Genomic DNA, 15,444 nt, shown 5'->3' with positions numbered 1-15,444 from the left:
ACTCCGGCATCTCTCGGGCCGTCGGGTGGACGCTCAGGGTACGACGACACGCCTTTCCGTGGAGATCCCGTCCGGCACCGAACTACCCTCTCGGCATGCCCGACCCTCCCAGCCCGAGGCCGAACTACCCGGCCAAGCCCCGCCCGGGAGACCGGGTCGCGGTGCTCTCCCCGTCCGCCGGACTGCCGGCCCTATTTCCCGAGGTGTACGAACTCGGCCTGCGCCGGCTGCGTTCCGAACTCGACCTGATCCCGGTCGAGTATCCGACCACCCGGATGATCGACGCCGACCCACGGGACCGGGCCCGCGATCTCACCGCGGCGTTCGCGGATCCGTCGGTGACGGCGGTGCTGGCCAGCATCGGCGGCGACGACCAGATCCGGGTCGTTCCGCACCTGGACGACGCGGTGCTGCGGGCCAACCCGAAGCCGTTCTACGGCTACTCCGACAACACGAACCTGCTCGCCCACCTGTTCGACCTGGGCATCGTCGGCTACCACGGCGGATCGGTCATGGTGCACCTCGGCCGGGGCGGGGCGATGCACCCGACGACCCTCGACTCGCTGCGGACCGCGCTGTTCGGCACCGGGTGGCACGAGCTGCCCGAGGTCACCGAGTACACGGACGAGCCCGCCGACTGGCGGGACCCGACCGGACTCGACCGGGCCCCGGCCATGTACCCGGCCTCGGGCTGGACCTGGCACGGACCGCGACGCCAGGTCGAGGGGCGGATCTGGGGCGGCAACCTGGAGGTGCTGTCCTGGCTGCTCCGGGCCGGTCGGATCGGGCCGAGCGAGGCGTACGCCGGATGCGTGCTGCTGGTGGAGACGTCCGAGGAGTTGCCGTCGGACGTCGAGGTGTACCGGATTCTGCGGGACATGGGGGAGCGGGGACTGCTGGGCGGCTTTCCCGCCGTACTGGTCGGCCGGGCGAAGGCGTGGGACCGCGACCGGCCGAACAACCCGGAGCAGAAGCGGGCGTACGCGCGGGCGCAGCGGGACGCGGTACGCCGGGCCTGCGCCGAGTACGCCCCGGACGCCGTACTCGTCTTCGATCTGGAGATCGGGCACACCGATCCGCAGTTGATCGTCCCGTACGGTGGCGAGGTCCGCATCGACGCGACGGCGAAGCGGATCACCGTCCGATATTGATCGGGGTTGCGGGTGGCGCAATGGGTACGTCACGCTGTGCCCTGTCAATGTGCCGGGAAGGCGATGGCCGTTGTGCCGGTGGATCAGCGTCGTTTCCGACAGATCCGGCTTGGTGTCGCGCGTGCCGTAGCGGCGCGCACCGGCAGACGGTTACGCTCGAAGACTGAGCGGAGTTCGGTACGACCTGGCGGAATTCACTCCGCTACGAGGATGGCGAAGTTGGTGGGGCAGCACTGAAAGGCGGCTAGGGTGGCCCGAGAAGGGGAGCCGGTAGAAACCGAATTCGCGTACCGCGCCGACAGCAAGCGCGTGGCGTACGAGGTCTCCGGTGCTCCCGACGGTTTCCCGGTCTTCCTGATGCACGGCACCCCGGGCAGCCGTAGGGGCCCGAAACCACGCGGCATCGTCCTGCACCGGCTCGGGGTCAAGCTGATCAGCTACGACCGCCCCGGCTACGGCGACTCGGACCGCTTCGAGGGCCGGGACGTCGCCGACGCCGCCCGCGACGTCGAACTGATCGCCGACACGTTGGGACTGGCGCGGTTCTCGATCGCCGGCCGTTCGGGTGGCGGGCCGCACGCCCTCGCCTGTGCCGCCGACGAGCACCTGCGCCGCCGGGTCCTGCGGGTGGCGGTGCTGGTCAGTCTCGCCCCGTCGGACGCCGCCGAGCTGGACTGGTTCGACGGCATGAACGCGGGAAACGTCCGCGGCTTCGGCGCCGACGCCACCGACACCGCCTCGATGGTCGAGGAGATCCGCCGACGTGCCGAGCGGACCGCCGAGGACCCGAGGTTCCTGCTCGAGGACGTGATGCGGGAGATGACGGCCGCCGACCGGCGGGTGGTCAACAGCCCGGCGATGCGGCGACTTATCGCCGACACCTACGAGATCGCGCTGAAGACCGGCCCGTACGGGTGGATCGACGACGTGCTGGCGCTGCGCCGGAGCTGGAAGTTCGACCTGCACGACATCGACGCCAGGGCGACGAAGATCCGGCTCTGGCACGGCGCCGACGACACGTTCGCCCCGCCCAGCCACGCGCAGTGGCTCGGCACCCAGCTTCCCGGAGCCGAGATCGAGGTCCAGCCCGGCGCGGCACACTTCGACGCCATGGAGGCGCTGCCGCGCATCCTGCACTGGCTCGCCACGCCCGCCCCCGCCCCGGTGGCCCGGAACGTGCTGATCGGCGCACCCATCGGCCTAGCGTAGATGTCGGGAAGCTGTCCGGACCTGCTGCTTCCTGACCGGCCACAGAATCAAGCTGATGATCAGCAGTAGCGGTGGGCCCTGGATGAAATGGGCGAGCCACGCGCCGGCCAGGCTCGGTCCGCCCCACGACCGGTCGAGGTGGTCCGCCCCGAAGATCGGATAGAGCACTCCGCGGGTGATGAAGACGGCCCATGCCGGAGCCAGCAGCGCGAAGGACATCAGCTCGAAGGGCAGACTGGACAGGCGGTATCGCAGCGGCACCCGGCTGCCGCGTCCTCGTGACGTGTCCGCCTGGTGGACCGGGACACCGAGCAGACGGGCCACCGCCTTCCGCTGGATCCGGTCCGTGCGCGCGGCCGCGGCGAAGGGCCCGCAGAGAAGTCCGAGGATGTCGACCGGCAATGCCACAACGGCGTACGCGTGGTAGTCGAGCATCGCCGCGACCCTGCCGCGTCTGGCTGTTCTCGCCTCTTCGTCCTGGGCCGACGGTGCGTCGCTGAACGATGTGCTGGTACCGGATGGCATCCTGCGATCTCCTGACTTCGTGGTCACGATCTGACGGCCCGGCGTGGACGATCGAACGCCTCGACCGGACAACCACCATGCTCGTGCCGTCGCGGCCGCCGATCATCGGCGCCCGGGCTGGACAATGGGCTCGGCCGGGCGACCGACGAGATGCCCCACCTACGTCCGGAGACGGAGTCGTGGTCCCGTCCGGCGACCGATGGCCGGTCCTCGGTGCCCGGGTACCGTCGCCGCATGGGCCACGGTGATCTGGCAGAGGCACGTACGGTGGTGCAGCCGCGCGGCGGGAGGCTCGCGCTGCTGGTCCGCGGGCTGGGGCCGGTCGCCTGGCAACGGGTCGACACCGTCGTCGCGCTGGCGCTCCTGGTGGGGCTGACCGGGCCCGAGCTGCTCGACCGTTCCGTCAACGGCGATCCACCGCTGGCGATCCTGGCACTGGGAGCGGGTGCATCGCTTCCGTTGGCTGTCCGACGAAAATGGCCGAGAACGGTTCTCGCGATCACGGTGACGTGCGCGGTGGCCGCCTCCCTGCTCGACGTCGGATACACCCCGTTCGGTAGCAACGCCGGACCAGCCGTCGGGGTGGCCATGTACACCGTCGCCGACCGGTTGAGCCGAAGGGTGTCGGTCACGGCCCTCGCCGTGGTCGTGGTGGCGACCTTCTCCTCGTCGTGGATCGCCACCTGGCTCTACGGCGGTCAGGAAAACGCCGTCCACGTGGTCGCGGCGGCCGTCGGTTGGCTTGCCGGCGACGCGGTACGCACCCGCCGAGCATTTCGGACCGAGATGGCGGACCGGCAGAGCCGGGAGATGGCCGAGCGCACCCGGCGCGCCATCGCCGAGGAGCGGGTGCGGGTCTCTCGCGAGGTCCACGACGTGATCTCCCACAATCTCAGCGTCATCGCCGTCCGCTCGGGCGTCGGGCGGCTGCTGTTCGACAGCAGGCCGGACGAGGCCCGTACCGCCCTGACCGAGATCGAGACGGTGAGCCGTAAAGCTCTCGGCGAGCTACGCCGGCTGCTCGGTGCGGTTCGCGACGCGGGCGAGACCGTTCCGACGCCCACGCTGGCCGATCTTCCCGGGTTGATGGCGGAAGTGGCGTCGTCGGGCATCGACGTGACGCGGGAACAGGGCGAGCTGCCGTCCGGCCTCCCGTCGACAATGGAACTGTCCGTCTACCGGATCGTCCAGGAAGCACTGACCAACGTCGTCAAACACGTGGGCCGCACCCGCGCCCGGGTACTCGTGACACACGCCGAGAACGTGCTGTCGGTCGAGGTCACCGACGACGGGCCCCGGGACGGCCGGGGCGAACGGGCCGGGGACCCGGGATGGGGCCTCGTCGGCATCCGGGAGCGGGCGGCACTCTTCGGCGGCACGGCCGACATCGGGCCCCGCCCCGAGGGCGGTTTCCGGGTCTCCGTGCGGATTCCGGTACCCGTGGAGTCCCGCGTCGGAGTTGACCGATGAGGGTCAGCGTGCTGGTGGTCGACGACGAGGCTCTGATCCGGGCCGGGTTCCGGGCCCTGCTCGATTCCGACCCCGAGCTGACCGTCGTGGGCGAGGCCGCCAATGGTGCGCAGGCGGTCCAGCTGGTGCGTACCCTCCGGCCGGACGTGATGCTCGTCGACATCCGCATGCCCGTCATGGACGGACTGGAAGCCACCCGGCGCATCACGCGGAGCGAACCCGTTCCTCCCACCCGGGTACTGGTGGTGACCACCTTCGACCGCGACGAGTACGTCTTCGAGGCGCTGCGCGCGGGCGCCAGCGGATTCGTCCTCAAGGACACACCGCCCGAGCATCTCATCGAGGCGATAAAGGTGGTGGCCACCGGGGAGGCGTTGCTGACGCCCACCCTCACCCGCCGGTTGATCACAGAGTTCGTCAGGAACACCGTGCCGCCCCAGCGGCCGGTACCCGCCGCGCTGGCCAGCCTCACCCAACGTGAACGCGAGGTACTCGTGCAGGTCGCGGCCGGCCGGTCGAACGCCGAGCTGGCGCAGCGCCTGCACATCAGCCGGGCGACGGCGAAGACCCATGTCAGCAACCTGCTGTCCAAACTGGACGCCCGTGACCGCGTCCAGTTGGTCGTCCTCGCGTACGAGTCCGGAATCGTCAACCCCGGCAGCGGCGCCGGCGGTGTCGGGCCAGACCTCGGTCACGGATGAGGCGGTCGGGTGGCCGCCGTGGGCTCGCCACGGACAGGCCGGAGCCGTGGGTCAGTAGGGGTGCGGGTCGAGCAACCGGCGCACGTAGCGTCCCTCCCGCAACGCCGTGACGCTCGGGTGATGCTGGCCAACCCGGTCCGCGAGCCGGTCGGCGATCCGCATCCGCTCGATGCCCGACGCCTCCGGTGACCGCTCCTGGTCGGCGATGGCCAGGTTCCCCCGGCTGCGCAGCGCGTCCGGATGGTCCTCGCCGAGCAGCTCGCACATCCGGTCGACGATGGCCGTCAACTGGATGTGGCCCAGTTCCGGTTCCCCGGAGAGGATGGTGAAGACCGCCAGGTTGTTCGCCGCCGCCATGGTGAACGGATGTGCGTCGCCCAGCGTGTCGGCCAGCGACCGGGCGGTGGCGGTCGTCATCGCCAGGGCGGCCGGCCGGTCCCCGACGTCCCACATCGTCACGCCCAGGTTCTTCCGGCACACCAGTACGTAGGGATGTTCGGCGCCGAACACCTCGACGAACATCTCTTCGACCTCGACCAGCTCCAGGCGGGCCTGCTCGACCTTGCCCGACATCTGAAGCGTGATGGCCCGGCCGAGCCGCGCGAACATGGTGTCCGGATTCGCCGCACCGAAGCTCGACCGGAGGCCGCCGCAGGCCTCGTCGAGCAGCTCCGCCGCCCTGTCGAGCTCGCCCGTGCTGCGCAGCGAGGCGGCCAGGTTGGTCTTCGCGACGAGTACGTCCCGGGACTGGTCGCCGAAGAGGTTGCGGTAACCCTCCACCACGCCGTTCAGCAGGGTCACCGACGCCTTGTAGTCGCCGGCCTCCCGCAGGTCCCGCGCCAGGTTGTTGGCCGTTATCAGGCTGCGTGGATGGTCGGCGCCGAGCACCACCAGCAGCCGGCGGTGAGCGCTCCCGTCGCCGTCCAGGGCGCGCCGGAAGTCGCCGATGAGGCGGTAGGACGCGGCGAGGTTGTTCGCGGCGATGAGCGTGCGGCGATTGTCCTCGCCGAACACCTCGACCGAGGCCGCGTACGTCTTCAGGTCGCGGTCGAGTGCGTCGCCGTACCGGCCGAGGGCACGCAGGTCTCCGCCGTAGCCGCCGGCCGTCATCAGCGTGTGCGGATGGCTCTCGCCGATCAGCTCCTCCTGCTGGCGCAGGATCTCCCCGTCGAGCCGGTGCGCCTCGTCGAACCGGCCGAGGCTCCGGTGCAGGTTCGCCTTGTTGAACCCCAGATGCAGCAGCTGGACCTGTAGTTTGCGGTGCCGCTGACTGTCCGAGGAGAGCCCGGCCAGCAGCTCCGCCCAGGCCGTCTCCGCCTGCTCGGCGTACTCGAGACCCTGCTCGTAGCCGCCCAGCAGGTAGATGTAGCGGATCCGGTCGATGACGAGCTGCCGGACGTTCTCGTCCGGGCAGGAGACGGCGCCGGAGCCGTCGAGGTGCGGCCAGAGGATGCGGAACTTCGGGTGCGACGCCGGATCGTCGACCTCGCCGGGCGGGCGGGAGCCGGCGAGGACAAGGTGCACGTCGTGCTGCACCTCGGCCAGTTCCGCTGTCGACATCCGGGCGCGAAGGGCCGCCTGGAGGAGCCGGTGGACCTGCACCTGCTGGGCCTGGAAGTCGAGTTTGATCAGTGCGAGCCGGTTGATCCGCTGGACGAGCGCGGCGGCGATGTCCCGCTCGGAGACCCGGTCGGCGACCCGGGCCGCGACGACCGGGTCGTGCGCCGCGATCACCCTCGCGACCTGGTCGCCGTAGAGCAGGTCGAGTGAGATCTCCGGTGCCAGCACGGAGGCGAGCTGGAGCAGCCGGTAGGCGCCCGCGGACCCCTCCTTCAGCCGCTCCAGGGACTGGTCCCACGGATCTCGGGCCGGGCCGCTCCGTTCCAGCCCGGCCAGGTAGTCGGCCACCGGGGTGCCGGTGTCCGCGAGCCACGCCCCCGCCATCTCGACGAAGATCGGTACGTTCTCCACGGCATCGGCGACCTGCCCCGCCTCGGCGGCGCCGATCGAGTCTTCGCCGATCCGGGTGCGCAGGTACGCCACGCTCTCCGCCCGCTCGAACGCCGCCACGTCGACCGCCCGGGCCAGGTCCCCCCACTCCGGGTTCCTGGTCGTGACGAGGATGTGGCCCTTGCCCTGCGGAAGGAACTCCCGGACATGCTCGTACTGGTCGGCGTTGTCGAAGATGAGCAGCCACTGCATCGGTGGTCCGCCGTCGGCGCGCCGGTCGGCTCGGGCCAGCTGCTGCCGTACCGCCCGGGTCATCTCCGGCACGGTCGGCTGGTGCGGGATGCCGAGTTCCGGACCGAGGTCGCCGACCCTGATGTCGACGAACTGGGGCGGGTCCGCCGGAACCCACCAGATGACGTCGTACGCGCCACGGAACCGGTGGGCGTACTCGATCGCGAGCTGGGTCTTGCCGATCCCCGCGCCGCCGCGCAGCGCCACCGGCATCCCCTCGGTGCTACCGGCCTTCAACTCCTCACGAAGTTTCAACAGCAGCTGCTCGCGGCCGGTGAACCGGGCGTTGCGGGCGGGCGGGTTGAACACCGCCGCCGTGACGCCCGGGTAGCGGACGCCGCGCACGCCCGGCCCGCCCTCGCCCGGCTGGGCCCGGTCGACGAGTTCGAGCAGCTGCCGGCTCGCCTCACCGGCGGGAAGGTCGTGCAGGGAGACCCAGTTGCCCACCGGGACGTCGGGGGTGGCCGTCGAGTCGTCGACGTACACCGCGAGTGGCGGGGAGGAGCCGGGGCGGGACACGCCCGGATAGAGCTGCCCGTGGTGGGCGGCCAGATAGGTCCGGGAGAGCAGCACCAGATCGCGGAACGCGGTACCGGCCGTGACCGTCGCCGGCGCGGTCACCGGCGCGGTCAGCACCCGGAGCCCCGCCGCGCCGAGTACGGCGTGCACCCACTCCGCCCAGGCCTGGTCGGCCGGAACGTACCGGAGGACGATCAACTCGTCGACGATTGCCGGCTTGCGCTCGAACCGGCCGACCGTCCGCCGGCGCAGCGCCTCGTCGATCGGCGGCAGGGAGGTGATCCGGTTGCCGGTGACGTGTGCGGTCAGCCGCTCGTACGCCGACAGCAGCGTGGTCTGGCTGCCCGGCACGTCGCCGAAGGTGGCGAGGGTCTCCTCGTACGCGTAGTAGACCCGGTAGGGCACGGCAAGGGTGAGCCAGTAGGCCTGCCGTTCGCTGTCCGTCATCCCGGCCGGCAGTCCGGCGAAGCGTTGCATCGCCACGGCCAGGCCGGCGTCGGCCTTCGCCTTCTCGCCCTCGTCCACCCGCATCGGCACGGGCAGCACCCGCCGCGCCCGCGTGCCCACGTAGTCCTGGACCCGGGCGGCGACGGACGCGGCGCCGTCGATTCCCTGTTCGCTGAGGGTGAAGCAGTCGACCAGCACGTCCGGCAGGTGGATGGTGCAGATCTCGGCGACGTCGCTGATCCCGGTCCGGCTGTCGATCAGCGTGTAGTCGTAATTCCGCTTCATGTCCTCGCGCAACGCGTCGAAGAACAGTGCGCCGCCGAGCCGGTTGTAGAAGTTGTCCCAGTTGAGGCCGGTGACGTTGCCGGGATAGTCCGGGGTGTGCTTGCCCGCGAGCAGCAGGTCCAGGCTGCCACCGCCCGGAAAGTCCCAGCCGATGGTGAAGGCGTACTTGTGCACCTTGGCGTACCGGCGGTGCCAGTCGGGCGGGGGCGTGCCGGCCGAGGATCGGCCCGCCGTGCTCGCGTCCCTGTGCCGGCGGGTGTTCTCCCACTCGTACTCGAGGATCAGGTCCATCACGCCGCCGGTGGTGGCCACCTGGTCCGGCTCCAGGAACGGGGCGAAGAACCGGTGCAGGCCCGGCGACTCCAGGTCCCAGTCGGCGACCAGCACCCGCTGCCCGTTCGCGGCCAGGATCCACGCGGTGTTCGCCAGCGCCATCGTACGGCCGGTGCCGCCCTTGTACGAATAGAAGGTGATGACCTGGCCGTTCCGGTCCGGGGTCATAGGTCCTCCTCCTGCGGTTGCCGTACGTCGAACGTCTCGCCCGGCCGCAGGCGCGGTCGCGGTCGCGCGGGCCCGGCCGGCGGATTCACCGGACCGTGCCGCAGGAACTGCCGGCGTGCCTCGATCACCAACTGCGGCGCGGTCCGCTCGAACTCGTCCGCCTCGCGTACCGGCCGCACCAGGGGGAACCCGACGTTCCCCAGCGTGTCGGCGATCGCCCCGGCCCTCGCGTCGGGATCGGTGACGTTGGTGTCGATGACCAGCGGCACCACCCAGCGTGGCAACCCGTCGATCGCGGCCCGGACCGCGGCCTCGCCCAGATCGGGGTTGATCAGCACGATGGCCGGGCTGTCCGGTGCCTGCTCGCGGGTCAGTCCGAACTCGACGACCCGGGTCGGCAGGCCCAGCCGCGCGGCCGTGGCCGCGACATGGTCGGCCACCGCCAACTCGTGCACCGGGTACGGCCGCCAGTTCGCCGCACCGTCCGGCGCCAGCACGGTGACCAGCAGTGCGGTGTGGTCCCCGTCGGTCATCGGACTGTCGCTCACCGCTGCCGCCGCCGACCGGGGCAGCGGCTCCGCCTCCGTCACCGCGACGATCCGCCTGGCCAGCGTCTCCAGGATGCTGGTGTACTGGCGCTGGTAGAAGCGGAGCATGCAGAGCGCCCGGAGGCCGTTCTCGGCGTACTCGGTGTCGTCGCCCACCAGCTCCAGCGCCTCGGTCGTCTCGGGCCGGTCGTCCCAGGGCGGCAGCGGAATCCACAGCACCGGCAGAACGTGCCGGTCGGCCTCGCTCTTGCGGAGCTTCGCGAGCCGGGACCAGAACGAGGCGCGCTCGCCGAGCGCCCAGGTGTTGCTGAAGTAGTTCGGCGAATAGAGCGGTACGAAGACATGCGTGACACTGAGCGCCTCGGTGAGCACCTGCTTGAGGTCGGCGCCCGGGGTGACCAGCCCGTCGAAGAAACCGATGTCGGTCTCCCCGGTCCGGGTGGCGCCGTCGCGTACCGCGTCGCGCAGGTCGTTGAAGAACTTGGTGACCCAGAAGTCGGTGTCCGGCTCGGCCGCCGCGGAGAGCGGGACCGAGTGCGCGTAACTCAGGAAGAAGTAGGTGTCGGGGCGGGCACCGGCGCTGCCCGGGACGCGGTCAGCCCAGCTCATGCCCGTCCTCCTCGAACGTGTCGCGGAGTTCCATCAGATTGTCCGGGACGCGCGGCTCGACCCAGTGCGTGTGAAACGCCCGGGCGACCCGCTGGGCCAGTCGCCAGACCACCGCGTCGTACGCCTCCCTGCCGTTCGCGCCGAGGCTCAGCAGACCGTAGATGCCCTCGTCCCGGTACTGCGGGGCGATGTGCGGCGGAAGCCGGGTCGGTTGGAACATCTGCCGCTGCGAGATGGCCGACGGGATCGGCCTTCCGCCCACCGCGGACCAGTTGACCGGGATGATCGGCGCCTCTCCCGGTGTCGCCTCGGCCCCCGGACGCAGCTTGTACGTGCGCCGGGTGAACGCGTCCCATTCGCGGGCACACCACGGGCTGTTCATGTACTTGGCGGAGATGAGCGCGACGAAGACCTGACAGTGCCCCGCCGCGAAGGCCAGGTCCTCGGTCCACATCTGCCCCCCGTCGAAGACGGCCTGGTCCATGAAGCCGGCCGTACCGCCGGCCGGCAGGCCAAGCAACTGGACCACGTGGTCGGAGAGGTCGACGAAGAGTTGGAACGCCTTCTGGTTCGTCTCACGCTGCGGTGCCGCCGTAGGGTGCGTCGTCCGGGCATAGCTGAGGAAGAAGGCGGGCGCCCTTGGGTGCGCGCGGAACTCGTCCTCGGTCACCTACCGCTCCCAGTGGTTGGAGACGTACCTCGACAGCCGACAGCCCCGCTACCGCCAACAGTATCGACATCCGCAACCTCCTCCAGCCATCACAGCTACGGTTCGCGATGCTCGTCCATCCATCGGCCGGCGTAGTCGACGGCGGGTCGCATCCGGATCAGCCGGCAGAGTCCGCCGCCCACTCGGCCGATCCGGACGAACGACATGTCGTCGAGTGCCCGGCCGATCAGCGGGAAGTCCGTGTCGTCCAGGTCCAGCGCCCGGAAGTCCCGCCGGACCCGCCTGCCCTGATGGTCGAGCAGGTAGGCGCGGAACGCCCGCTGCGGCGCCGGCCGGCGCCGCCGGTACTCGGCGAGGTGCAGCGCGGCGCAGGCGAAGTAGTCGACGCCGAGCAGCAGGACCAGGGCGTCGGCCGCGTAGAGCGCGCCGAGCGGTGACCGCTCACCGAGATGACATCCCAGGTCGTGTACGGCAGTCACCGCAGCCGCGTCGGCGCCGAGCGCGGCGAACGACGCCTGCGGGTGGCGGCTGCGTACCGCGCCGTCGTGCTGACGCAGGTGCTCCGCCAGTGCCCCCATGCCCTCCGACGGGCTGTTCGCGGGGTCGAACGGCGGGATCCGGGCCTCCACCGCCGCGGTCTGCTCGGCGGTCAGCCCGGCCGTCGCGGCCAGGAACGCCCGGGACGTGACGGAGTTCCCCGGAGTCTGCGCCGGCACCACCACGGTCCCCGTCTCGCCCAGCACGTCCAGCAGTGCCGCGAGCAGCGTGGCCGGACCACCGGCGACCGGCCCGATCCGCGACATGGCGCAGTGCACGAGGAGTGTCGCGCCGCCCGGTATCCCCAGCGCCCGGAGCTCGGCGGTCAGCCCGGAACGCCCGATCATCTCGACGGTTCCGCCCAGGCGTCCAACGTCTCGCGCATCCGCCCCACGAAACGCTCACCGGACCCGGTCAGGGAGCCGAGGTCGAGCAGGTTGTCCATTGCGGTCGCCGTCCAGTCCCGGTATTGCTGGAAATGCTCTCCGGCGGCGGAACCCGACCGCTTCCCGGCCCGGGACCGGTTACGCCACAGGTCGGCCACCGCGAGGTGTGCGTAGATGCCGTGCAGCACGCCACCAACCGGGCGGGGGTCGTCCCGCCAGGGCACGACGATCCTCCGCGTGTCGCTCGGGTCGTACAGTTCGCAGACGTCCAGCACGGCGTTCAGCTTCAGGTGCTGCACCTCGTGGACCAGCAGGATCGCCAGGGAGACGTCGTCGGGCACCGGGGCGACGGCGACCGCGCCGAACGCCGCCGAGGCCGAGGCGCTGCGCTGCCGGCCGGTGTCGTCCGGCCGGAGCGGTACGACGGCCTGCAGCAGCGTCCGGACGCTGGCGGCGTACCCGGGGGCTTCGGCGTCGATCCGCCGGATCGCCCGGTCCAGTTGCCGGGTCCAGCGTTCGACGGCGGTGTCGGGCAGCCGGCCGGCGACCGGGTACGGGTGGTAGCAGTCCCGGTGCGGGTCGGTGTCCTCCAGCAGCAGCGGTCGGCCGCCGGCCGGTACGCGACGCACCGGTTGCCAGCCCGGCCCGGCGCCGGCGCCACCCGGCCGCTCGCCGGCACCGTGCGGCCGCTCGCCGGCACCGCCCAGCCGCACGGTGCCGATGTCACCGCCGGCCCGAACCTGGAACTCGCCGGAGCCGGAGGAGGTGGTGAACAGCGCCGTGTCGACGTCCGGGCCGACGGCCAGGGCCCCGACCGTGGGCAGGCTCAACATTCCGTTCCGGACCGGCATGACCAGCTCGGCCTCGTGTCCGGCGTGTACGGCGGCGGCCGCCGCCACGCACGCCAGATACGGCAGTTCGGCGGCGGCCGACCGGGGCGGACGATCCAGGCAGTCCTGTGCCCAGCTCCGCACGAACGGATGGGTCAGTACGGTCCGCACCGCGGCCGGCGCCTCGACGTCGAGCCGGACCAGCAGGTCCCAGCCGTCCCGCGCCACCGGCACCCCGGCCACCCGCGCGCCGAGGGCGGCCAGCAGCGCCCGGCTCTTCCCGAGGTGGATGTCGGCGAGCTGCCGGACCGAATCGTCGGTCCCGTGCCCCGAGCCGAGGTCGTCGAGCACCGGTTGGCTCAGTTCGTCGGAACGGGGTGGCCGGTCCGGGCCGCCCGGGTCCGGATGGGTGGTGGACATCGACCGGATCAGTTCCTTCAGGTCGGCGCAGTAGACCGACGGGTTGTCAAAACCGCTGCCGGACCGGTACCGGTGGGCGAAGAGCCCGCCGCCGCACTGCCGGACCACCGGGCACGCGCGGCAGGTCGCGGAGAGCCCGGCAAGGCCGGCCTGCCGGATGGCGATCATCGGATGCGCCGCCACGTCGTCCACCCGGTGCGCGAAGACGTCCAGTCCGGTCGCCGGCGCGCCGTCGAAGGCGGACTTCAGGGAGTCGACCTGCTCGAACGTGCCGTCGGTCTCGATGACGGCCAGGTCGGCCGGGGTCAGCCCGACGGCCTCGGTCCGGCTGCCGCCGCCGGCCGCGACGGAGAGCAGGGACTCCAACAGCCGGATCGGCATCGGCCGGCCGTCCGCCGACCAGCGGCGGTGGATCGCCAGCAACCAGGCGGCGTACGGGGCCGGCTCACCCTCGGGACGCTCCGGTGGGCGGTCCCAGTTGGCGTGCGGCAGCAGGAAGTCGACCTGCGGCGGCTCCTCGGCCAGCAGGGCCTCGTACACCCGGATCGGGTCGTTGGTGAGATCGATCGTGCACAGTAGACCCGCATAGCGCGGACGGTAGGCGGGACGGCGCAGCAGCGCGAGGGCGGCCCGCACCCGGGCGTGACTGCTCGCGCCGTTGGCGTAGCGGCGGTGCCGGTCGTTGGCGGCGAGGTCGCCGTCGAGCGAGATGCCGATCCGGACGTCGTACTCGGTGAGCACATCGCAGATCTCCGGGGTGAGCAGTACGCCGTTGGACTGCATCCGCAGGTCGAGCCCGGTCACCGGGTCGAGCCACCGCCGCAGTTCGGCGGCGGTACGGCGCAGTCCCGCGGCACCGGCGAGCAACGGCTCACCGCCGTGCAGGACGACCCGGACCGATTCGAGCTCGTGTGTGGTCGCGTGTTCCGCGATCCGCTTCGCCGTCATCGTCACCGTGGCCGGCGCCATCACGTACGGCTGGCGCCGCCAGTTCTGGTCGGCGTGCTGGTAGACGTAGCAGTGGTCGCAGGCGAGGTCGCAGCGGCTGACCAGCTTCACCACGTACTGGCTCAGGGCGCTGGCGCGGCCGGGCCGGGCCGACGGCGTCGCGGAACTGCTGGGATCAGATCGAGGAGGAGAAAGCTGCGACATCAACGGCCGCCTGGCGGTCCCTGCCCGGTGCGGTCGAGCCCGCCACGGCGTAGGCCCGGTCGAGCGGGATCCGGCCGAGTGGCGTGCGCCGGAGGTCCTCCAGCGGTGGTGGGGTCGAGGTCGATTCCGACGGGCCTGAGATGCGATCCACGGGTTTCCCCCATTGGACTTGAAGGGTCGCGGGCGGTCACCTTGCGGCAGGTTCGACGACGGTCGTGAACGAGCATATATAAAACCGTGGGTGAAGTCACCGATGCTGTACGTTGTTTCCCCAGGGCTGGGACGGTGTCTCAGGTGGACTGCCGACGGGTCGCCTCGATGGTGCGCTCGATGCCGTCGAGCAGGAGCCGCAACCCGAACTCGTACGCGTCGACCATCGCCTCGGCGGTGCCGACGAAGCCGTCCGCCTTCCAGGTCCGGGTCATCGCCGGGAACCGCTCGACGTCGAAGTGGTCCTCCCAGAACGAGTCCCGGTCCGACCACCAGTCGTCGGTCGACTGCCCGGTGGCCCGCTCGGCCTGCTCGCTCTCCGCCTGCTGACCGGCGGCGGCGTCGACGAAGGTGACGATCGCGTCCGTGGCGGCGACCACCTGCCGGGCGGACAGACCGGTGTCGGCCAGCGCCGCCAGCAGGTACTCCCGCTGGCTGAGTAGACCTGGCCCGAGTGGCGGGCGGACCATGGAGACCTCCCGGAGCCAGGGATGACGCCGGTACATGGCCCGGGTCCGCTCCGCGTACAGGACGATCCGGGCCCGCCAGGCCGATGGCCGTACGTCGTCCGGGCCGGGGAGGTCACGCTCGCTCAGTACGCTGTCCACCATCAGGTCGATCAGCTCGGCCTTGCCCGGGACGTACGTGTAGAGCGACATCGTGCCGACCCCGACCTCCTCGGCGACCCGGGCCATCGACATCGTGGCGAGTCCGTCCCGGTCGGCCACGGTGACGGCGGCGAGCCGGATCTGTGCCAGGGTCAGCCGAGGTGGGCGGCCCCGGGCGGGTTTCCCGGCCGAGCCCGGGCGACCCGCCGACGGCTGGGTGCTCCAGAGCAGGGCCAGGGTCCGGGCGGGATCTCCACCGCCACTGCGCTCCACCGACATGGTCCGCCTCTCCACGGGTACGCCCTGATCGTATGTTCTCGTACCTCGTACGCGAATGATGGCCGGACGCGGTCCCGGTATCCGGTCCCGGACCCGGCCTCCGGATGGCCGTCCCGAGACATCCTCCAGCGCACGTCCCCCTGCTC

11 protein-coding genes are annotated in these 15,444 nt (G+C 71.2%); 4 read left to right on the top strand and 7 right to left on the bottom strand.

The genetic code is table 11. The annotated features are described in order from the left end of the window. Positions 1-95 precede the first annotated feature (95 nt). Both I0C86_RS11380 and I0C86_RS11375 read left to right on the top strand, forming a co-directional pair. Entirely contained in the window at positions 96-1,151 is a 1,056-nt protein-coding gene (locus tag I0C86_RS11380) for a S66 family peptidase (RefSeq protein ID WP_196201194.1), read from the top strand. Positions 1,152-1,400: 249 nt separating this feature from the next. Next, complete coding sequence (locus I0C86_RS11375) at positions 1,401-2,360, top strand: alpha/beta fold hydrolase (RefSeq protein WP_196201193.1); 960 nt, start codon at positions 1,401-1,403, stop codon at positions 2,358-2,360. Here the strand turns inward: I0C86_RS11375 and I0C86_RS11370 are convergent. After that, a complete protein-coding gene (locus I0C86_RS11370; RefSeq protein WP_196201192.1) occupies positions 2,352-2,885 on the bottom strand; it encodes a hypothetical protein in 534 nt (177 codons plus the stop codon). The two genes, I0C86_RS11375 and I0C86_RS11370, sit on opposite strands and share 9 nt — an antisense overlap. A 234-nt stretch (positions 2,886-3,119) precedes the next feature. On the opposite strand from I0C86_RS11370, the gene I0C86_RS11365 reads away from it, so the two are divergent. Next, on the top strand, positions 3,120-4,355 hold the full coding sequence (locus I0C86_RS11365; protein ID WP_196201191.1) for a sensor histidine kinase: 1,236 nt from the start codon (positions 3,120-3,122) through the stop codon (positions 4,353-4,355). After that, a complete protein-coding gene (locus I0C86_RS11360; protein ID WP_196201190.1) occupies positions 4,352-5,056 on the top strand; it encodes a response regulator in 705 nt (234 codons plus the stop codon). The genes I0C86_RS11365 and I0C86_RS11360 overlap by 4 nt, the downstream gene beginning before the upstream one ends. A gap of 51 nt (positions 5,057-5,107) precedes the next feature. On the opposite strand, the gene fxsT is transcribed toward I0C86_RS11360, so the two are convergent. The 6 genes from fxsT to I0C86_RS11330 form a co-directional block, all read right to left on the bottom strand. Then, complete coding sequence (fxsT, locus tag I0C86_RS11355; RefSeq protein ID WP_196201189.1) at positions 5,108-9,049, bottom strand: FxSxx-COOH system tetratricopeptide repeat protein; 3,942 nt, start codon at positions 9,047-9,049, stop codon at positions 5,108-5,110. Further along, positions 9,046-10,206, bottom strand: a complete 1,161-nt coding sequence (locus I0C86_RS11350; protein WP_196201188.1) for a TIR-like protein FxsC — start codon at positions 10,204-10,206, stop codon at positions 9,046-9,048. Before I0C86_RS11350 ends, fxsT begins: the two co-directional genes overlap by 4 nt. After that, a complete protein-coding gene (locus I0C86_RS11345) occupies positions 10,193-10,876 on the bottom strand; it encodes a TIR-like protein FxsC (protein ID WP_196201187.1) in 684 nt (227 codons plus the stop codon). Before I0C86_RS11345 ends, I0C86_RS11350 begins: the two co-directional genes overlap by 14 nt. Before the next feature lie 95 nt (positions 10,877-10,971). Further along, entirely contained in the window at positions 10,972-11,760 is a 789-nt protein-coding gene (locus tag I0C86_RS11340) for an aminoglycoside N(3)-acetyltransferase (RefSeq protein ID WP_196201186.1), read from the bottom strand. Further along, positions 11,757-14,201 carry an FxsB family cyclophane-forming radical SAM/SPASM peptide maturase gene (locus I0C86_RS11335; RefSeq protein WP_196201185.1) on the bottom strand — a complete coding sequence of 815 codons (2,445 nt, stop codon included), beginning with the start codon at positions 14,199-14,201 and terminating at the stop codon, positions 11,757-11,759. Before I0C86_RS11335 ends, I0C86_RS11340 begins: the two co-directional genes overlap by 4 nt. Before the next feature lie 290 nt (positions 14,202-14,491). Continuing rightward, positions 14,492-15,313 (bottom strand): TetR/AcrR family transcriptional regulator, encoded by an 822-nt coding sequence (locus I0C86_RS11330; protein ID WP_323373588.1) that lies wholly within the window; start codon positions 15,311-15,313, stop codon positions 14,492-14,494. Between the last annotated feature and the right edge of the window lie 131 nt (positions 15,314-15,444).

This window comes from Plantactinospora alkalitolerans (assembly GCF_015690345.1).
Classification (GTDB): domain Bacteria; phylum Actinomycetota; class Actinomycetes; order Mycobacteriales; family Micromonosporaceae; genus Plantactinospora; species Plantactinospora alkalitolerans.
Note: the sequence above shows the minus strand (reverse complement) of the source record. Positions and strands in the feature narration are given on the sequence as shown.